The 18,329-nt window shown below is 66.7% G+C and carries 17 protein-coding genes and 1 pseudogene; 2 read left to right on the top strand and 16 right to left on the bottom strand.

Translation table 11 applies throughout. From position 1 onward, the window contains the following. The first annotated feature begins 20 nt into the window (after window positions 1-20). Complete coding sequence (locus FO044_RS07425; protein ID WP_132994404.1) at window positions 21-947, top strand: 5'-3' exonuclease; 927 nt, start codon at window positions 21-23, stop codon at window positions 945-947. Window positions 948-963: 16 nt separating this feature from the next. On the opposite strand, the gene FO044_RS07420 is transcribed toward FO044_RS07425, so the two are convergent. The 13 genes and pseudogenes from FO044_RS07420 to FO044_RS07360 all read right to left on the bottom strand — a co-directional run bounded on the left by FO044_RS07420 (window position 964) and on the right by FO044_RS07360 (window position 15,522). Next, the gene (locus FO044_RS07420; RefSeq protein ID WP_132994295.1) at window positions 964-1,917 is read right to left on the bottom strand and encodes a DUF4333 domain-containing protein; all 954 of its coding nucleotides are present in this window, start codon (window positions 1,915-1,917) and stop codon (window positions 964-966) included. Between the two features lie 102 nt (window positions 1,918-2,019). Continuing rightward, a pseudogene (locus FO044_RS07415) lies at window positions 2,020-4,793 on the bottom strand (DEAD/DEAH box helicase). Window positions 4,794-4,796: 3 nt separating this feature from the next. Continuing rightward, a complete protein-coding gene (gene tatC, locus FO044_RS07410) occupies window positions 4,797-5,801 on the bottom strand; it encodes a twin-arginine translocase subunit TatC (protein ID WP_186290595.1) in 1,005 nt (334 codons plus the stop codon). 18 nt (window positions 5,802-5,819) lie between these two features. Beyond that, window positions 5,820-6,146: a Sec-independent protein translocase subunit TatA gene (gene tatA, locus FO044_RS07405; RefSeq protein ID WP_235831560.1), complete on the bottom strand. Its 327-nt coding sequence runs from the start codon at window positions 6,144-6,146 to the stop codon at window positions 5,820-5,822. Window positions 6,147-6,243: 97 nt separating this feature from the next. After that, window positions 6,244-7,212 carry a helix-turn-helix transcriptional regulator gene (locus FO044_RS07400; RefSeq protein WP_132994297.1) on the bottom strand — a complete coding sequence of 323 codons (969 nt, stop codon included), beginning with the start codon at window positions 7,210-7,212 and terminating at the stop codon, window positions 6,244-6,246. Further along, window positions 7,209-8,150, bottom strand: a complete 942-nt coding sequence (locus FO044_RS07395; RefSeq protein WP_132994406.1) for a helix-turn-helix transcriptional regulator — start codon at window positions 8,148-8,150, stop codon at window positions 7,209-7,211. The genes FO044_RS07400 and FO044_RS07395 overlap by 4 nt, the downstream gene beginning before the upstream one ends. A 68-nt stretch (window positions 8,151-8,218) precedes the next feature. Further along, on the bottom strand, window positions 8,219-9,577 hold the full coding sequence (gene pafA / locus FO044_RS07390; protein ID WP_132994298.1) for a Pup--protein ligase: 1,359 nt from the start codon (window positions 9,575-9,577) through the stop codon (window positions 8,219-8,221). A 1-nt stretch (window position 9,578) separates the two neighbouring features. Further along, a complete protein-coding gene (prcA, locus tag FO044_RS07385) occupies window positions 9,579-10,310 on the bottom strand; it encodes a proteasome subunit alpha (RefSeq protein ID WP_132994299.1) in 732 nt (243 codons plus the stop codon). After that, the gene (prcB, locus tag FO044_RS07380) at window positions 10,307-11,155 is read right to left on the bottom strand and encodes a proteasome subunit beta (protein WP_132994300.1); all 849 of its coding nucleotides are present in this window, start codon (window positions 11,153-11,155) and stop codon (window positions 10,307-10,309) included. Before prcB ends, prcA begins: the two co-directional genes overlap by 4 nt. Then, a complete protein-coding gene (locus FO044_RS07375) occupies window positions 11,152-11,343 on the bottom strand; it encodes a ubiquitin-like protein Pup (RefSeq protein ID WP_132994301.1) in 192 nt (63 codons plus the stop codon). The genes prcB and FO044_RS07375 overlap by 4 nt, the downstream gene beginning before the upstream one ends. Before the next feature lie 75 nt (window positions 11,344-11,418). Continuing rightward, window positions 11,419-12,924 carry a depupylase/deamidase Dop gene (dop, locus tag FO044_RS07370; protein WP_132994302.1) on the bottom strand — a complete coding sequence of 502 codons (1,506 nt, stop codon included), beginning with the start codon at window positions 12,922-12,924 and terminating at the stop codon, window positions 11,419-11,421. A 50-nt stretch (window positions 12,925-12,974) separates the two neighbouring features. Then, window positions 12,975-14,654 carry a proteasome ATPase gene (arc, locus tag FO044_RS07365; RefSeq protein WP_132994303.1) on the bottom strand — a complete coding sequence of 560 codons (1,680 nt, stop codon included), beginning with the start codon at window positions 14,652-14,654 and terminating at the stop codon, window positions 12,975-12,977. 37 nt (window positions 14,655-14,691) lie between these two features. Beyond that, a complete protein-coding gene (locus FO044_RS07360) occupies window positions 14,692-15,522 on the bottom strand; it encodes a tRNA (adenine-N1)-methyltransferase (RefSeq protein WP_132994304.1) in 831 nt (276 codons plus the stop codon). A 63-nt stretch (window positions 15,523-15,585) separates the two neighbouring features. On the opposite strand from FO044_RS07360, the gene FO044_RS07355 reads away from it, so the two are divergent. Then, on the top strand, window positions 15,586-16,443 hold the full coding sequence (locus FO044_RS07355) for a thioesterase family protein (RefSeq protein ID WP_132994305.1): 858 nt from the start codon (window positions 15,586-15,588) through the stop codon (window positions 16,441-16,443). A 10-nt stretch (window positions 16,444-16,453) separates the two neighbouring features. On the opposite strand, the gene hisG is transcribed toward FO044_RS07355, so the two are convergent. The 3 genes from hisG to FO044_RS07340 all read right to left on the bottom strand — a co-directional run bounded on the left by hisG (window position 16,454) and on the right by FO044_RS07340 (window position 18,323). After that, entirely contained in the window at window positions 16,454-17,302 is an 849-nt protein-coding gene (hisG, locus tag FO044_RS07350; RefSeq protein WP_132994306.1) for an ATP phosphoribosyltransferase, read from the bottom strand. A gap of 14 nt (window positions 17,303-17,316) precedes the next feature. Continuing rightward, window positions 17,317-17,580: a phosphoribosyl-ATP diphosphatase gene (locus FO044_RS07345; RefSeq protein WP_132994307.1), complete on the bottom strand. Its 264-nt coding sequence runs from the start codon at window positions 17,578-17,580 to the stop codon at window positions 17,317-17,319. Between the two features lie 62 nt (window positions 17,581-17,642). Beyond that, window positions 17,643-18,323, bottom strand: coding sequence for an HAD family hydrolase (locus FO044_RS07340; RefSeq protein WP_268896150.1), 681 nt, complete (start codon window positions 18,321-18,323; stop codon window positions 17,643-17,645). Window positions 18,324-18,329: the final 6 nt, after the last annotated feature.

The raw sequence follows: 18,329 nt of genomic DNA, 5'->3' as shown, positions 1-18,329 counted from the left end.
TCACCATGACCGGATCGGTGATGCTCCTCGACGGCGCGAGTCTGTGGTTTCGTTCGTTCTTCGCGTTGCCGGAGAAGATGACGTCCCCCGACGGGCGCCCCGTCAATGCCCTACGAGGGTTTCTGGACACCATCGCAGCGCTGGTGACCGAGCATCAGCCGACCCGACTGGTGGTCTGCCTCGATCTCGACTGGCGACCGGCCTTCCGTACCGACCTCATCCCGTCGTACAAGGCGCACCGGGTCGCCGACGGTGACGCGGAGGACGTACCCGACACGCTGACTCCGCAGGTCGACATGATCCTCGAAGCGCTGCGCTGCGCTGGCATCGCGACCTCTGGAGCGCAGGGCTGCGAGGCGGACGACGTGATCGGCACTCTCGCCTTCTCCGAAGCGGACGATGCCGTGCTCGTCGTGAGCGGAGACCGCGACCTGCTGCAGGTGGTGGCCGACGACCCGGTTCCGGTGCGTGTTCTCTACGTCGGACGCGGCCTGCGCAATGCCGAACTCATGGGACCGGAGGAGGTGGCGGCGAAGTACGCGGTACCCGCCGAACGCGCCGGGACCGCCTACGCGGAGATGTCCATCCTGCGCGGAGACCCGTCCGACGGTCTTCCAGGTGTACCGGGCATCGGAGACAAGACCGCAGCCAAGCTCATTCGCGAGTTTGGCGACCTCGATGCGCTGGAAGCCGAGGCCTATCGTGACGGATCGACGATCGCTGCACGCGCGAGGAACTCGATCATCGCGTCGAAGGACTACCTGTCCGCAGCGCGAACCGTGGTCGCGGTACGCACCGACGCCGCCACGCTCGAGAGCCAGGACGACGATCGAGTGCCCACCGGGCCCGCCGACGCCGACGGATTGCTGGCCCTCGTCGCCGAACTCGGCGTCGATTCGAGCGTGAAGCGTCTCGCCGACGCCTTCGGGTGGGCCGACTTCGCCTGACTGACGACAGGCGGGATCAGTTGGTCGGCCGCGATACCTCGAACGTGCCGTCCGAATCCTTCACCGTTACGGTGACGTTCTTGTTCGCGCCGTCCACCGAGACCGAGCAGGTGAACGTGACGCCTTCTTCAGCATCCTGCCCACTCGGGCACTCGACGTCCTTGACGTCCTGGATTCCGTAGCCGTCGGGCTCCGGCTGGTTGAGGATCGACTGGACGCCGGACTCCACGGACTCCTGAGACAGTCCGCCCTTAGCCCAGTTCGGCCACACGAAGGCGGTGATCAGGATGATCGCAGCGAGGAGGGCGAGGACGCCCCCACCGATGGCCAGCAGCTTGCCCTTGCCCGAACCGGACGTCGCCGTCGCCCGGGGACCGAACGGCTGACCAGCCGGATCGGCCCCGTACGGAGGCTGGCCCGGCTGACCGAACTGCTGCTGACCGAACTGCTGCTGACCGTATGGAGGCTGGCCGTACTGCGGAGGGCCGTACTGACCGGCCGGTTGCCCGTAGTGGGGCTGCCCCGGCTGTCCGTAGGCCGGCGGGCCGTACTGGTTGGGCTGCTGCGACTGATTGGGCTGGCCCGATGGGCCGTAGGCCGGAGCCCCGTATGCGGGAGCCCCGTACTGGGGTAACTGACCGTACTGGGGTGCCTGACCGTACTGGGGCGGCTGGCCCCGTGCGTTCTGATTTCCCGGGCCCTGCGGTGCACCCGTCTGGCCGATCCCGAAGGTCTGCGCCTGCTCCGGCGGTATCTGCCCGTACTGCCCCGGCTCCATCATCTGGTTCGGCGGTGCCGCGTTGCCGGCGGGCATCTGCTGCCCCGGATTCTGCTGCCCGGAACGCTGCGAGTCAGGACTCTGCGGGTCGGAATTCGGGGGCACCGGCGGCACCGTGGTGCCATCCGACGGATCGTTCGATGTGGGATTCGTCGGCTGATCCGACTCGTTCGGCTCGTTTCCGTTGGTCATCCTCGGCGGTCTCCTCAGTAGTCGAATCCCAGTCGGCGTTGCGTGTCAGGCTACCGCAGCATCACCCGGTCCCCTCGATACGGAAACGGGTGTCGCGGTGGTTCAGTCGAGCTCGGACGCCACCACTCCGCGACGAACCCCGGAGACGGCGCGTTTCGCCGAACCGGCGAGCGGAGACGAAGGATCCACGCTGCTGCGGATCTGCTCCAGAAGGTCGATGACCTGGCGGTTCCATCGGACGAAATCACCGGGTGAGAGTTGCTGTCCGGACTCGGCCGCTGCCTGCATGGCCTCCCGCAACGACCGGCCCGACGCCCACGCTGAGATCGCCGCGCAGAAACCGGTATCCGGTTCGCGGGTCTGCGCGACTCCGTGACGATCCTGGACCCGGTTGGTGTCCTCCCACACGCGGAGCGTGCCGGTCAGGGCGTCCCGCATGGGCGATTGCCGGGCATCGTGTCGACGCCACCGCCGTACGAGTCGCGGCGCGACTGGAACAGCACGGCCGACACCACGGCCGCCAGGTCAGGAGGTGACAGTGCGTCCCACACGCCCGCTCGAATGCACTCTGCGACCAGCAGATCGCTCTCACTGTAGATCCGGCGGAGCACGCTTCCGGTCGGCGTGACGTGCAGGGTGTCATCTGATCGGGACTCACTCGCGCGAGGAGCGCCATCTTCGAGATAGTCGAGGTCGACGAGCACGGCGACCACGGCGTCGAAGTCCGTCTCCAGCTTGGACGTGCGTTCCCGCACTGCTCGTTCGAGCGAGGTGACTTCGCGAAGCAGACGGTTCCGGCGCTCGGACATCCGGAACAGATCGTCCAGGCCTGCCGCCTTGTGCACCGGGTGCTTCTTCAGCCGAGTGCGCATCTGCAGCAGTTCGTGATCCGGCGGCGCCTGCTTCTTCTTCACGCGGCCACGGGGCTTCTCGATACCGGATGAGCGGAGCGCAGCGGCCAGCTCGCGTCGTGCATGCCGGCTCCGGGTGTCCGCGGCCTTCGGAACGCGTAGATGCCCGATCACCTCGGGCGGGTTCACGAATTCATCGGTGCCGACTCGGCCGACCCAGCCGTCCTCACTGAGTACGAGCGGCTTCGGGTCCGCGCCCTTCCAGGCCGGGTCCAACACGACTGCGAGCCCGCGGTGCCTACCCGTCTGAACTGCGACCACATGGCCGCGCTTGAGTGAACCGAGGTCTTCGGCCACCGCGTTCTCGCTGCTCATGCGCCGGATGAACTTCTGCTCCCGCTCCCGTCGGCGGATGTCCTCGCGCAGAGTCACGTAGTCGGTGAAGGCGTCGGGCTCGAGGCCGTGCCGAGCGGCCGCCGCCTCCAGTTCGGCGTTCACCTTGCGCAGGCTGCGTTCCGAGTTGTCCAGTTGACGGGCCTGCCCGACGACCGACCTGTCGGTCTGGAACTGGGCGAAGGACCGTCGCAGCAGCGCCCGGGAACCTTCCGGTCCGAGACGATCGATCAGATTCATCGCCATGTTGTACTCCGGCGAGAACGAACTGCGCAGGGGGAAGGTGCGCGCCCCGGCGAGGCCCGCAACCCGGTCGGGCGCCACTTCGGGTGTCCACACGACGACGGCGTGGCCCTCGACATCGATTCCACGGCGTCCTGCACGGCCGGTGAGCTGCGTGTACTCCCCCGGCGTGAGGTCTACGTGCGACTCGCCGTTGAACTTGATCAGTCGTTCGAGGACCACGCTGCGTGCGGGCATGTTGATGCCCAGAGCGAGTGTCTCGGTCGCGAACACGACCTTCACCAGCCCCCGCGTGAACAGCTCCTCCACCGCCTGGCGGAACGTCGGGAGCATGCCGGCGTGGTGCGCAGCGAATCCGCGGCGCAGACCGGCGCGCCAGTCCTCGACGCCCAGGACGTCAGCGTCACCGGGCGCCAGCTCGGTGAGATGACTGTCGATCACATCGTCGACCAGGGTCGCCTCCTCCGGCTCGAGGAGGTGCAGGTCGGACCGAAGGCACTGCGCCAGCGCCCCTTCGCATCCCGCGCGGGAGAAGATGAATGAGATGGCCGGGAGCAGTCCTTCGGCGTCGAGCATGCTGATCAGCCGCGGCCGGGAGACACCGCCGCCCCGGTTGCGCCTGCCCCGCTCACGGGCGAGTCGGTCCCGGTAGCTGCCGACCGCATCGGAGCCGAGAACGCGGTGCTTGATGTACCTCGACAGTTCCGGGTTCACCTCGCGCTTACCGTCGCCGTTCTGCCGCCGGTCGAACAACTCGAACATGCGGTTGCCGACCAGCATGTGCTGGTGCAGCGGTACGGGACGGTGCTCATCGACGATCACGGCGGTGTCACCCCGCACCGTGGTGATCCAGTCCCCGAACTCCTCCGCGTTGCTGACCGTCGCCGACAGGCTGACCACCCGGACGCCCTCGTCGAGCCCGAGGATCACCTCCTCCCACACCGCACCGCGGAACCGATCGGCCAGAAAGTGGACCTCGTCCATCACCACATGTGAAAGCCCTTGGAGCGCACTGGAGTCCGCGTAGATCATGTTCCGAAGAACCTCGGTGGTCATGACGACCACCGGAGCGGACGAGTTGATCGAGTTGTCACCGGTGAGCAGACCGACGTTCCGGTCTCCGTGCACGTCGACGAGATCGCGGTACTTCTGGTTGCTCAGCGCCTTGATAGGCGTGGTGTAGAAGCACTTTCCACCTCGGGCCAGCGCCAGGTGGACGGCGAACTCGCCGACGATCGTCTTGCCCGCGCCGGTCGGTGCGCAGACCAGCACTCCCAGACCGTCCTCGAGGGCGGCGCACGACTCGACCTGGAACGGGTCCATTCCGAAGGCGAGCCGGCTTCCGAAAGCGGTCAGTTCAGGTCCGGGGGTCGGCGCGTCGGTGCTCATCCTCTACAGGATGTCATCGAACGCCGAATCGTCGCGCACCGAAACGCGATTCCGAGTGGCGCCGATCGAGCCGGACGCCGCGACCGGTGCCGGTCGCGCGACGGTGGAGGCACGCTCCTGGCTCGCAGGCCCCCCATCGAGAGGCGATGCCTCGTCGTCGGACACGTTCATCCAGTCAGGATCGCGCTTGGCCTTGCGCCGATCGTGCAGCCGCGCGATCTGGATCGCCAGTTCGAGCAGCACGGTCAGCGCCAACGCCAACGCCAGCATCGTGAACGGATCCTGGCCGGGCGTGACGACTGCGGCGAAGACGAACATCGCGAAGATCAGGCCCCGCCGCCATGCCTTGAGTCGCGCATAGGTGAGGACCCCCACGATGTTCAGCGCGACGATGAACAGCGGAAGCTCGAAGCTGATGCCGAAGATGATCAGCAGGTGCAGCATGAAACTGAAGTACTGGTCACCGGAGAGCGCCGTGACCTGAACGTCGTTGCCGACGGTCAGCAGGAATTCGAAGGCCTTGGCGACGACGACGTAGGCGAGGATCGATCCGGCGACGAACAGGACGGCGGCCGAGGAGACGAAGCTGACGGCGTACTTTCGCTCATTCGTCCGCAGGCCGGGCGTGATGAAGCGCCACAGCTGATAGAACCAGATCGGGCAGGCCAGCACGATACCGGCGGTGAGTGCGACCTGCAGACGCAGCATGAACTGGTCGAACGGGCCCGTCGCGAGGAGCCTGCACTCACCGTCGGGGGTGAGCGTTGCGCGAGTAGAGGGTGGAAGCTCGCAGTAGGGACTGCGCAGGAGTTCGCCGAGGGACTCGATGCGCCAGGGCCCGTGGCTGTACCAGAGGAACCCGACGATGGTCGTCACGACGATCGCGGCGAGGGCCGCAAGCAGGCGGTAGCGCAGTTCGTACAGATGCTCGGACAACGGCATGGAGCCGTCGGGGTTGACCTTGCTGCGGCGTCGACGGGGGTCGAGCCGGCCGAAGTTGATTCGCACGCGCTGTCAGGTGCGCGGCTACGCCGACTTCTTGCGGTCGACGGACCTGTCGCTGACGTTCACATCGACGTTCGCACCGGATTCTCCTGAGCCGGATTCTCCTGTGTCGGATCCTCCTGCGGTCAGTTCACGCGGGGAGTCGATCGTCGACGCCTTCTCGTCCTCGGCGTCGTCGGCGGCCTTCTTCTCGTCCTTGCCGTCGTTCGCCATCTCCGACATCTCCGATTTGAAGATGCGCATCGAACGGCCGAGTCCGCGAGCCGCCTCTGGCAGCTTCTTCGAGCCGAAAAGGACGACCAGCACAACCAGCACGATTGCCCAGTGCCACCAGGAAAGGGCACCCATTACGAACCTCCACGCGAGAACTTGATGTCCGGTCCGACTCTACCCGCTGGGGGTCGATTCGTCCCCGCCAGAGGTCTGCAGGAGTTGAGTGCGGCGGTCAGTACCGCGCTCGGGCGGCCTTCGCGGTGGCGCGCGTCGATTCCGCGACACCGGCGCTGTCGGAGGGTTCGAGCAGTCGCACACGGCCGCCGAACCCGAGGAGGAAACGTTCGAGCCATTGCGGCGACCCGTAGCGGAGGGTCGCCGCCACCGGGCCTTCCGGTTCACCGTCCAACTCGGTATCGGCTTCGGCCGAGTAGTACTCGAGGAGCCACAGGGCCTCGGGATCGATCTCGACCCGGACCGTCGGAAGCTCGCCCGGCAGGACGGACGTCCCGTTCTCGAACGAGACGGGAGCGGCCGCATCGGTCGGCGGATCGGACGGCTCGTCGAGCATCCGAGCCGAGTACACCCGATCGAAACGGAACAGGCGGACCCCTTCGGAGCCGCGGCACCAGGCCTCCAGGTAGCTCTGACCGTCGATCGCCTTGATCCGGATGGGATCGACGACCCGGTCGGTCACCTCGTCCCGGCTCGGCGTGTAGTAGCGGATGGCCAGCGCCCGGTCGGCGGCGACCGCGTCGCGCAGTGTCCGGCGCTCCGCGGAGTCGGCGTCGTCCGCACCGCCCGGCACCGGGATCACCGAGTGGTGCGAGGCGCCCATGGCCTCTTCGATCTTCGCCATCGCCCGGCGTACCGCATCGGCGTCCACAGCCCCGGCGTCGAGGAGCATCCGCAGTGCGATGAGCAGGACGTTCGCCTCGGTGCCCGTCAATCGGAGCGGCTTATCCATCCCCGCGGTGAACCCCACGGTGACGTAGCCGTCGTAGAACTGGATATCGATCAGGTCGTCCGGCATGTACCCCGGCAGACCGCAGACGAACAACTGCTCGAGGTCCTTGGTCAGCTGCTTCTGCGTCACGCCGAGGTCGGCTGCGGCGGTCGCTACTTTGATGCCGGGCCGGGCGAGGAAGTACGGGACCATCGCCAGCAGTCGCGACAGTCGCGTGGGTGCAGTCGTACTCATCGCGTTCCCCCGCTCGTCCCGGCGAGCCGGTCCAATTCCGTGATCACCGTGGCCCGGAGATCATCCGGTGCTAATACGACCGCATCGGTTCCGGCGGCGAGCACGGCCCGTACCACTCCGGTTCGCGACCGGACGTCGATCTCGGCGATGTCACCGGCCTCGCCCGCCAGTTCGCCGGGTTCCACCGAGCGAGCCATGCGTCGCAGCCCGTGCGCCCGGTCCTGGGCGAGCCAGACCGTCGCCGTCGGCCCGGTGTCGTCGCCGGCCGCCGTGACCGACGCCTCGACCAATGCGTTCAGATCGGCGTCGGCAGGTACGTGAACCGCGCCCGGATCGCCCGACGGCTCGACGTTCTCGACTCGCGAGATACGGAAGATCCGCGTCGCCGCGCGGTGCAGGTCATGCCCCACGACGTACCAGCGTCCCCGATTGCTGACGACGCCCCACGGTTCCAGGTGCCGTGCGGCGCGCCCCTTTGTGGAGCGGTGCGTGAAGGTCACGGCCTGGGCGTCGTCGATGGCGGAGATCAGCGCGCGGATCGCCCCCTCTGATCCCATCGATCGGCCGCCGCCCGCCTGGGTCACGCCGAGTTCGTCGGGCGCGACCACCTCGACTCCCGCCGCCCGCAGTTTGAGGACGGCCGTCTGAGAGACGACCGCCACTTCCGGTTCGTGCCAGACGGCCGCCGCTGCCGCCACAGCCGCAGCCTCGTCGCGCTCGAGCGTGATGTCGGCCAACGCGTAATGCTCCGGTTTGATCCGGTATCCCTCATCGCCGGCCAGCGGATTGCGGCCGGTCTCGACCGGGATGCCCAGCTCGCGGAGCTCGTTCTTGTCGCGTTCCATCATCCGCTTGAACGTGTCCTCGGACTGCTCGCCCATGTATCCGACGACGTTCTTGCGCAGATACTCGGCACTGACGTATTGCCGAGTCGACATCAGACAGATGACCAGGTTCAGCAGCCGCTCGGCTTTCGGGGTGGTTGCCACGCGGCCAATCCTAGAACCTAGAGCGACGCGATCAAGCGTTCGACGCGCTCGTCGACGTTCCGGAACGGGTCTTTGCAGAGCACCGTGCGCTGCGCCTGGTCGTTGAGCTTCAAATGGACCCAGTCGACGGTGAAGTCCCGCTCGGCCCTCGTCGCCGCGGAGATGAACTCACCGCGCAGTCTGGCCCGCGTGGTCTGCGGCGGCGTGGACACGGCCGCATCGATCTCCTCGTCGGTGACGACCCGTGCTGCCAGCCCCTTTCGCTGAAGGAGGTCGAACACGCCCCGGCCGCGACGGACGTCGTGGTATGCGAGATCGAGCTGAGCGATCTTCGGGTCCGTCAGCTCCATCGCGTACTTGTCCTGGTATCGCCGGAAGAGCTTCTGCTTGATCACCCAGTCGACCTCGGTGTCGACGGCGCTGAAATCTCCGGTCTCCACCGCGTCGAGCATGCGGCCCCACAGGTCGACGACCTGTTCCAACACTGGATCGGGGGCGCGGTTCGCCAGGTGCGTGACCGCCCGGGCCTGGTACTCCCGCTGGATCGACAACGCGGTCGCAGTACGGCCGCCCGCGAGCTTGATCTCGCGGCGTCCAGTCACGTCGTGACTGATGTCGCGGATCGCACGGATGGGGTTGTCGAGCGCGAAATCGTGGAAGGAGATACCCGACTCGATCATCTCCAGCACGAGCAACGCCGACCCGACCTTCAGCATGGTCGTGGTCTCGGACATATTGGAGTCACCGACGATGACGTGCAGCCTTCGGTACTTCTCCGCGTCCGCGTGCGGTTCATCCCTGGTGTTGATGATCGGCCGGGATCGGGTGGTCGCCGACGACACGCCCTCCCAGATGTGGTCTGCTCGCTGCGACAGGCACATCTTGGCCTCGTTGCCGACTGTGAGTACCTTGCCTGCACCGCAGATGAGCTGACGGGTGACCAGGAACGGCAGCAGGACGTCGGATACGCGACCGAACTCCCCCATCCGGCTCACCAGGTAGTTCTCGTGGCACCCGTAGGAGTTGCCTGCGGAGTCGGTGTTGTTCTTGAACAGGTAGATGTCACCGCCGATGCCCTCGTCGGCCAATCGTTGCTCCGCGTCGACCACGAGATCCTCGAGGATGCGCTCACCCGAACGGTCGTGCGCGATGAGCTGGCGGATGGAGTCGCACTCCGCCGTCGCGTACTCCGGATGAGACCCCACATCCAGGTAGAGGCGCGCACCGTTCTCCAGGAAGACGTTCGACGATCGGCCCCACGCGACGACTCGCCGGAACAGATAGCGCGCCACCTCGTCCGGACTCAGTCGGCGCTGACCCTTGAAGGTGCAGGTGACACCGAACTCGGTCTCGATGCCCATGATTCGACGTTCCACGTCAGTCCTGTCCGAGTAGGTCGTTCACCGCGGCGTCGGTCAGCCGCTTGAACGCGCGGCGCGGTCGGTTGTGATCCAGGATCGCGACTTCCAGTTGATCGACGGGAAGCCGCGGCGGCGTGGCACCGCTCCCCTGCTCGTCCGATGCGCCCTCCGCGCCGACTGCGGCGAGCGACCGCGATGCCGCCTCCACCGCCTCGGCGAGCGGCATGTCCGATCGGTAGGAGGACTTCATCGCGGTGACGATCGGTTCGGTCGCACCGCCCATCACCAGGAACGAGCGCTCGTCGACGATGGAGCCGTCGTAGCCGATCCGGTACAGCTGAGCCGGCTGCTCGGTGCCGACGCGTCCGACCTCGGCGACGCACAACTCCACCTCGAACGGCTTGGCCTGTTCGGTGAAGACGTTGCCGAGGGTGTTCGCGTAGGCGCTGGCCAGGGACAGGCCGGTCACGTCGGCGCGATCGTACGAGTAACCGCGCAAGTCGGCGAGCTGGATGCCCGCCTTCCGCAGGCTCTCGAACTCGTTGTACTTGCCGACCGCGGCGAACCCGATGCGGTCGTAGATCTCGCTGATCTTGCGCAGAGTCGTTGACGGATTGTGCGCGACGAAGAGCACGCCGTCGGCGTAGGTCACCGCAATGACACTGCGGCCCCGGGCGATGCCCTTGCGTGCGAGTTCCGACCGGTCGCGCATGATCTGCTCCGCGCTGGCGTAGTACGGGAACGTCATCGAGGGTCACCTCCCTCCGCATCGGCGGCAGCGGACCGGCCGTCGATCACCGACTGGGCGGCTTCGGCGATCTCGGCCTCGTCGACGTAGGCAGCGCCGTCGTCGTCGATGCGGACTGCTGTGGGAAAGATCCGCCTGATCAGATCGGGTCCGCCGGTAGCCGAATCATCGTCGGCGGCGTCGTAGAGCGCCTCCACTGCGAGCGACAATGCGTCGGAGCCCGACAGTTCCGAGCGATACAGCTTCTTGAGTGACGAGCGAGCGAACACGGATCCGGATCCGATGGCCTCGTAGCCACCGCGCTCCTCGTGGCGCGAGCCGGCCACGTCGAACGAGAAGATCCGGCCGCGTGGCGTCTCGGAGCCCACGCGCGGCGGTTCGTAACCCACCAGCAGCGGGATCGCGGCCAGTCCCTGCAGGGCCGCACCGAGATTGCCCCGAACCATCGAAGCGAGGCGGGAAGCCTTGCCGTCCAACGTGAGTGGAACGCCTTCGATCTTCTCGTAGTGCTCCAGTTCGACCGCGAACAAACGCACCATCTCGATGGCGATACCGGCGGTGCCCGCGATTCCCGCAGCGGAGTACTCGTCGGTCGGGAACACCTTCTGCACGTCGCGGGTAGCGATGAGATTGCCCATCGTCGACCGCCGATCACCTGCCAGGAGGACTCCACCCGCGTAGCTGATCGCCACGATCGTGGTGCCGTGGGGAATCTGCTCGGCAGCGGTGGGCGGTGTATCGACGCCGGCCGAGGCGCCCGGAAGGTTGTCCGGCGCGTGCACCCTCAGGAACTCGGTGAACGACGAGATGTCGTGTCCCGGATGCCCGCCGGAGCGAGCGATCACTGTCCGCCCTTCTGAACGTAGGCGCGAACGAAGTCTTCGGCGTTCTCTTCCAGTACGTCGTCGATCTCGTCGAGCAGATCGTCGGCCTCACCGGTCATCTTCTCGCGACGTTCCTGACCTGCGGCTCCACCGCCGACCGCGTCGTCGTCGTCCGAACCGCCGCCGCGCTTGGCCTGCTCCTGCGCCATCATCGCCTCCTGAAGAGTGGTAGTCGTCTCAACCCTACCGGTGGGACTCGGATCGATGGTCGCCGAATCGCCGCGTCACTGCGCGGTGAGACGCTCGACCAGCTCGGCTGTCGACGTCGCCGATTCGAGTAGTTCGCCCACGTGCGCCCGCGTGCCGCGCAGCGGCTCGGGCATCGGAATGCGCACCATCGAGTCCGTCCCGACGTCGAAGATCACCGAGTCCCAGCTGGCGGCGGTGATGTCCGCGCCGAAGCGCCGCACCGACTCGCCGCGGAAGAAGGCTCGCGTCGTCTCCGGAGGGGTCCGAACCGCAGCCATGACCTGATGTTCGGTCACCAGTCGTTGCATGGACCCGCGGGCGACGAGCCGGTTGTAGAGGCCCTTGTCGAGCCGCACGTCCGAGTACTGCAGGTCGATCAGCTGCAGCCGGGACGCCGACCACGTCAGCCCCTCGCGGCGACGGAACCCGTCGAGCAGCGCGAGCTTCGCAGGCCAGTCGAGGATATCCGCACACTCCATCGGGTCCCGTTCGAGTTTGTCGAGGACATCGGCCCAGGTGGCGATCACGTGCGCGGCGCGCTCGTCGTCGGAATGATGCTCGTCGTGGAACGTCGCCACCCGGTCGAGGTACTCGCGCTGCAAAGCGAGACCGGTCAGCTCACGGCCATCCGCGAGCGCCACGGTGACGCGCAGCGTCGGGTCGTGACTGATGGCGTGCACGGCGTCGACCGGCCGGGCCAGTGCCAGGTCGGAGAGGTCGAGGCCCGCTTCGACCAGATCCAGAACCAGTGCCGTGGTACCGACCTTGAGGTAGGTGGCCGTCTCGGCGAGATTCGCGTCACCGATGATCACGTGCAGACGGCGGTACTTGTCCGGATCGGCGTGCGGCTCGTCGCGGGTGTTGATGATTCCCCGCTTGAGCGTGGTCTCCAAGCCGACCTCCACCTCGATGTAATCGGCCCGCTGGGACAGCTGGTATCCGGGCTCCTCGCCACGCTGGCCGATGCCGACGCGTCCCGATCCGCAGATCACCTGACGCGATGCGAAGAAGGGCATCAATCCGCTGATGATCGAGTCGAACGGGGTGTCCCGCTTCACCAGGTAGTTCTCGTGGGTGCCGTATGAGGCGCCCTTCCCGTCGATGTTGTTCTTGTAGAGCTGCAGGCGGGGCGCTCCGGGCACGCTGGCCACGTAGCGAGACGCCTCCTCCATCACCCGCTCGCCTGCTTTGTCCCAGATCACCGCGTCCATCGGGTCCGTCACCTCCGGTGCCGAGTACTCCGGATGGGCATGGTCCACGTACAGCCGTGCGCCGTTGGTGAGGATCATGTTGGCGGCACCGATCTCGTCGGCGTCGATGATGGGCGCCGGCCCGGAATGCCGTCCGAGGTCGAAGCCCCGGGCATCGCGCATCGGGGACTCCTCCTCGAAGTCCCAGCGGGTCCGGCGGTCGCGGCGCGGCACAGCAGCCGCAGCGGCGTAGGCGAGCACCGCCTGCGTCGAGGTCATGATCGGGTTCGCGGTGGGATCTCCGGGAGCCGAGATGCCGTACTCGACCTCCGTGCCGATGATGCGCTCCATGGATCCCAGCCTAACCGCCGCTGCTGCAGTCGAAGCCCGGGGATCGACGCCTACAGGTACTGCCCCGTATTCGACTCCGTGTCGATGGCTCGGCTCGCGCCCGATCCCTTACCGGTGACCAGAGTGCGGATGTAGACGATCCGCTCCCCCTTCTTGCCGGAGATCCGAGCCCAGTCATCGGGGTTCGTGGTGTTCGGCAGGTCCTCGTTCTCCGAGAACTCGTCGAGGATCGAATCGAGCAGATGCCCGATGCGCAGACCGCGCTGACCGCTGTCGAGATGCGCCTTGATCGCGTACTTCTTGGAGCGGTCGACGACGTTCTGGATCATCGCTCCCGAGTTGAAGTCCTTGAAGTACATGATCTCTTTGTCGCCGTTCGCGTACGTGACCTCGAGGAATCGATTGTCGTCGGTCTCGGCGTACATGCGCTCGACCACCCGCTGGATCATCGCATCGACGCACGCCTTCTCATCGCCCCCGAACTCGGCGACGTCCTCGGGGTGCAACGGCAACTCCGGTGTCAGGTACTTGGAGAAGATGTCGACGGCCGACTCGGCGTCCGGACGCTCGATCTTGATCTTCACGTCGAGACGGCCCGGACGCAGGATGGCCGGATCGATCATGTCCTCGCGGTTCGACGCACCGATGACGATGACGTTCTCCAGACCCTCCACACCGTCGATCTCACTCAGCAACTGCGGGACCACCGTGGTCTCGACGTCGGACGAGACGCCCGACCCGCGTGTGCGGAAGATCGAGTCCATCTCGTCGAAGAAGACGATGACCGGCGTTCCTTCGGAGGCCTTCTCGCGCGCACGTTGGAAGATGAGCCTGATGTGACGCTCTGTCTCGCCGACGAACTTGTTGAGGAGTTCGGGGCCCTTGATGTTCAGAAAGTATGATCTCGCCTCATCGGCGTCATCTCCGCGTGCATGGGCGATCTGCCGGGCGAGTGAATTCGCGACGGCCTTCGCGATGAGGGTCTTGCCGCAGCCGGGCGGCCCGTACAGGAGAACTCCCTTGGGCGGACGCAGCGAGTACTCGGCGAACAGATCGTTGTGCAGGAACGGCAGTTCGACCGCGTCGCGGATCTGCTCGATCTGTCGACGCAGGCCACCGATGTCCTCGTACTCGACATCCGGCACCTCCTCCAGAACGAGGTCCTCGACCTCGGCCTTCGGGATCCGCTCCAACGCGAATCCGGCCTTGCCGTCGATGAGCAGTGAATCGCCGGGACGCAGTTTGCGCTCGGACTCGCCGCCTTCGCCCGCGTGCACGAGCGCATCGGCGAGTTGCACGACGCGCTCTTCGTCGGTGTGCCCGACGACAAGCGCCCGCCGGCCGCCGCCGAGGATCTCACGGAGCGTGGAGATCTCCCCGACTTCGTCGTAGCCGAGGGCTTCGACGACGGTCAGTGCCTCATTGAGGCGGAGCGACTGGCCGCGCCGCAGGGTCTGGGTCTCGATGTTCGGCGACAGCGTGAGGCGCATCTTGCGGCCGGAGGTGAAGACGTCGACCGTGTTGTCGTCGGCGATCCCGAGAAGGACGCCGTACCCGCTGGGCGGCTGGCCGAGGTGATCGACCTCTTCGCGCAGCGCGATCAGCTGCTGCCGAGCCTCCTTGAGTAACTCCGTCAGCTTGGCGTTGCGCACGTTCAGGTTCTCGACTCGCTCCTGAAGCGACTCGTCGCGCGCCCCCGGCGCCGAACCGGACTCCGCTGTCGGACTCATCGGACCTCCTTCTTCCACGTGCCTGTGATCATCCACGCTACCCGCGCGTCGGTCGGCGCTGCACTCGCAATGTCTCGGTGCCGTCAGCGAGACGGCGCGCGGTGATCAGAAAGGCGGTGTGGCCCTGCATGCGGTGCTCAGGCCGGACCGCGAGGCCCACCGCGCTCCATTCCCGGACAAGGGACTCCCACGCCCGTGGCTCGGTCCAGCACTGCTGCTCGCGCATCCCCTCCATCACCCTCGACAGCTGGGTGACGGTGGCGACGTACACGATCAGCACACCGCCGGGCCGAAGCGTCTTCGAGACCACGTCGAGGCAGTCCCACGGTGCGAGCATGTCGAGGATGACGCGGTCGTACTGGTCGGCTGGATCGTGATCGGCGAGGTCGCCGACCCGCAGCTCCCAGTTGTCCGGCTTTCCGCCGACGAAAGTCTCGACGTTGCGGACCGCGTGCTCGGCGTGATCCTCACGCACCTCGTACGACAGGACCGAGCCTGCCGGTCCCACCGCGCGCAGGAGCGCGAGGGTGAGTGCGCCCGACCCGGCGCCCGCCTCCAATACGCGTGCCCCCGGGAAGACGTCGCCCTCGGTGACGATCTGCGCCGAGTCCTTCGGATAGATCACCTGGGCACCGCGCGGCATCGACAGCACGTAATCGGTGAGCAGGGGGCGCAGGGCAAGATACTGCGTCCCGCTCGTCGCCGCGACCATGCAGCCCTCGTCGTTTCCGATCAGGTCGTTGTGGGAGATGGCGCCGCGATGCGTGTGGAACTGCTTGTCCGGTTCCAGAACGACGGTGAACTTCCGTCCCTTGGCGTCGGTGAGTTGAACACGGTCGCCCTCGGCGAATGGGCCGGTAGTCGGCATCGGTGTGGAGATCCTTCGGGTGGACGACTGAGATGAATCGTCCTCCAGCATAGAGTGACGCTCATGTTGAGCAGTGCGGCGGCAGCGCCCGGCTACTACGAACCGATCTCCGTGCCCGGTGGCGCCGACCCCGGATACGAGTACTTCCAACCGACCGGTGCCACCGTCAGCGTCTGGTCGCCGGACATCCAGCACGGCGCACCGCCCGCAGCACTGATGGTGGGAGCGATGCAGCGCGCCGCACCGGAGGACGGCCAGGTCTTCACCCGGATCACCACTGAGATCCTCGGCGGCATCGGACTCGGCGTGAACCGGGTCCGCACCGCGATCCCCCGGCCGGGCAGACGGATCTCGATGGTGACCGCCGACTTGGAGGTGCTGGGAGCAGACGGCGAGTTTCGTCTGGTCGCCCGCACATCCGGATGGCGCATGATCGTGAACGATTCGTCGCCTGCGGCCGCCGCACCGCGGCCTCCGCTACCGGCCTTACCTGACGATCTGCAGCAGATCGAGGGCTTTCCGCTCGACGGGGACGATGCCGTTCCGTGGGGCCGGGAAGGCTACATCGGCACCACGGTCACGGCGCGCCAGGACGGCCGCAACGGCACCACCCCGGCGATCTGGATCCGCGCGGGGGTACCGCTGATCGTCGGACGCGAGATGACGCACCTCGAAGCGATATTCGCCGTGATCGACGTCGCGAACGGCGTCGGGACGCAGCTGGACCCGCGAGACTGGACGTGGATGAACCTCGACACGACCGTGCACCTGGTGGCTCAGCCGAGCAGTCCGTGGGTCGGCATCGACGCCGATCTGGCGATCGGCCGGGACGGGTACGGTGCGTCGTTCGCCGACCTCTACGACGTCGCCGGGTTCCTGGGGCGGTCGGCGCAGACCGACATGATCGCACCGGCCGGCTGAGGCCCATCGGTCAGAAGCGGCACGAGCGGATGTCCGACGCCAGAATGGCGCGGGCTCCGATCTCGGACAACTCGTCCATGAGCGACTGATGCCGCTTGCGCGGAACCATCGCGCGCACCGCGACCCAGTCAGCGTCGGCCATCGGCGAGATGGTCGGCGACTCGATGCCGGGCGTCACCGCGACCGCGGTGTCGAGGAGCGTCTTCGGGCAGTCGTAATCGATCATCACGTACTGCTGTCCGAAGACGACTCCCTGCACGCGTGCGATGAACTGACGCGCCGCCTTCGACGCCGCAGGCAGCTCCGGATTGCGGATGAGAACCGCCTCGGAGTCGCACAGTGAATCACCGAACGCCGCGAGGCCCTGCATACGCAGTGTTCGACCGGATCCGACGACGTCTGCGATCGCATCAGCGACGCCGAGCTGGATCGAGATCTCGACCGCACCGTCGAGGCGGATGATCTCCGCGTCGATCCGGCGCTCGTCGAGGTCGCGACGAACCAGGTTGGGGTACGAGGTGGCGATGCGCTTGCCTGCGAGATCCTCGACGCCCCACTGCTCATCGGACGGCGCGGCGTAGCGGAAGGTCGACGCCCCGAAACCGAGCCCGATCTCCTCGAGCACCTCGGCCCCGGAGTCGGCAGCCAGATCACGGCCGGTGATGCCGAGATCGAGGATGCCCTCGCCGACGTAGATCGCGACGTCCTTCGGGCGCAGGAAGTAGAACTCGACGTCGTTCGCGACGTCGATGACGGACAGGTCCTTCGGGTCCGATCGCTTGCGGTATCCGGCCTCGGTCAGGATGGCGGAAGCGGCTTCGGAGAGTGCGCCCTTGTTGGGCACTGCGACACGCAGCATGAGTCGTGATCTCCCTAGAGGTAGCGGTAGATGTCGGCCGGGTTGAGACCGCGTTTGATCATCATGACCTGCAGCCAGTACACGAGTTGGGAGATCTCCTCGGACAGAGCCTCGTCGGACTCGTGCTCCGCGGCCAGCCACACCTCGCCGGCCTCCTCGATGATCTTCTTGCCGAGAGTATGAACGCCGGAGTCCAGAGCGGCCACGGTGCCGCTGCCTTCGGGGCGGGTCTCGGCCTTGTCGGCCAGCTCAGCGAAGAGTTCGTCGAAGGTTTTCACGGTAGTGATTTTCGCACGTCGCACCGACCACTGCCCGTTCGGGGCGGTTCCGTCGCCGATCCTCAACCGGCAGCCGGACGCATGGCGTCGCCGAGGTCGCTCAGGGTCAGCCCCACGAGCGACTCGCGAAATGTGAACGTCGGCCGCGGCGGCACCGGGATCGCCGACGGAATGACGATCGCCGGCACTCCGGCCGCGAACGTCGCAGCCGAACCCGCGGGCGAATCCTCCACTGCGAGACAGTCGTTCACGGGCAGGCCGACGAGTTCGGCGGCCCTCCGGTAGATGTGCGGCGCGGGTTTGCCCGCCTCGACCTCGTCGCCGCACACCGTCGCCACGAACCGGTGACGGCCGATGGTATCGAGCATCACCTCGGTCACCTCGCGCATCGTGTTGGTGACCAGTTCCATCGGGATTCCGGCGTCCTGCACCAGATCGAGGGCCTCGGTCGCACCCGGACGCCACGGTAGCTCGCCGGCGAAACGCTCGAGAACCCTCTCGACCATCCACGCCTCATCGGTCTCGTAGTCCCGGCCGTGGTCGGGCACCAATGCCGCGTCGTACACCTTGGTCATCGCGTCGCCCGAGCTGTTGCCCATGGTCGACTCCCGCAGCGCGGGCGTCATCACGGCGCCGACGCGCGCCGCGAAGTCGGCCAGGACGCCCTCCCAGAGAGGCTCGGTGTCGAGGAGGGTTCCGTCCATGTCCCAGAAGACCGCACCGGGAAGAGTCGATTCGGGCACCGCAGA

Source organism: Gordonia zhaorongruii (genome assembly GCF_007559005.1).
GTDB lineage: Bacteria > Actinomycetota > Actinomycetes > Mycobacteriales > Mycobacteriaceae > Gordonia > Gordonia zhaorongruii.
This window is presented reverse-complemented; position numbering and strand designations above follow the sequence as displayed.

Excerpts from the sequence above, each read along its gene's own strand:
- FO044_RS07425 (WP_132994404.1), top strand. The coding sequence starts at position 21 with ATGCTCCTCGACGGCGCGAGTCTGTGGTTTCGTTCGTTCTTCGCGTTG.
- FO044_RS07420 (WP_132994295.1), bottom strand. The coding sequence starts at position 1,917 with ATGACCAACGGAAACGAGCCGAACGAGTCGGATCAGCCGACGAATCCC.
- tatA (WP_235831560.1), bottom strand. The coding sequence starts at position 6,146 with ATGGGTGCCCTTTCCTGGTGGCACTGGGCAATCGTGCTGGTTGTGCTG.
- FO044_RS07400 (WP_132994297.1), bottom strand. The coding sequence starts at position 7,212 with ATGAGTACGACTGCACCCACGCGACTGTCGCGACTGCTGGCGATGGTC.
- FO044_RS07395 (WP_132994406.1), bottom strand. The coding sequence starts at position 8,150 with ATGTCGACTCGGCAATACGTCAGTGCCGAGTATCTGCGCAAGAACGTC.
- prcA (WP_132994299.1), bottom strand. The coding sequence starts at position 10,310 with ATGACGTTCCCGTACTACGCCAGCGCGGAGCAGATCATGCGCGACCGG.
- FO044_RS07375 (WP_132994301.1), bottom strand. The coding sequence starts at position 11,343 with ATGGCGCAGGAGCAGGCCAAGCGCGGCGGCGGTTCGGACGACGACGAC.
- dop (WP_132994302.1), bottom strand. The coding sequence starts at position 12,924 with ATGGAGCGCATCATCGGCACGGAGGTCGAGTACGGCATCTCGGCTCCC.
- arc (WP_132994303.1), bottom strand. The coding sequence starts at position 14,654 with ATGAGTCCGACAGCGGAGTCCGGTTCGGCGCCGGGGGCGCGCGACGAG.
- FO044_RS07360 (WP_132994304.1), bottom strand. The coding sequence starts at position 15,522 with ATGCCGACTACCGGCCCATTCGCCGAGGGCGACCGTGTTCAACTCACC.
- FO044_RS07355 (WP_132994305.1), top strand. The coding sequence starts at position 15,586 with ATGTTGAGCAGTGCGGCGGCAGCGCCCGGCTACTACGAACCGATCTCC.
- hisG (WP_132994306.1), bottom strand. The coding sequence starts at position 17,302 with ATGCTGCGTGTCGCAGTGCCCAACAAGGGCGCACTCTCCGAAGCCGCT.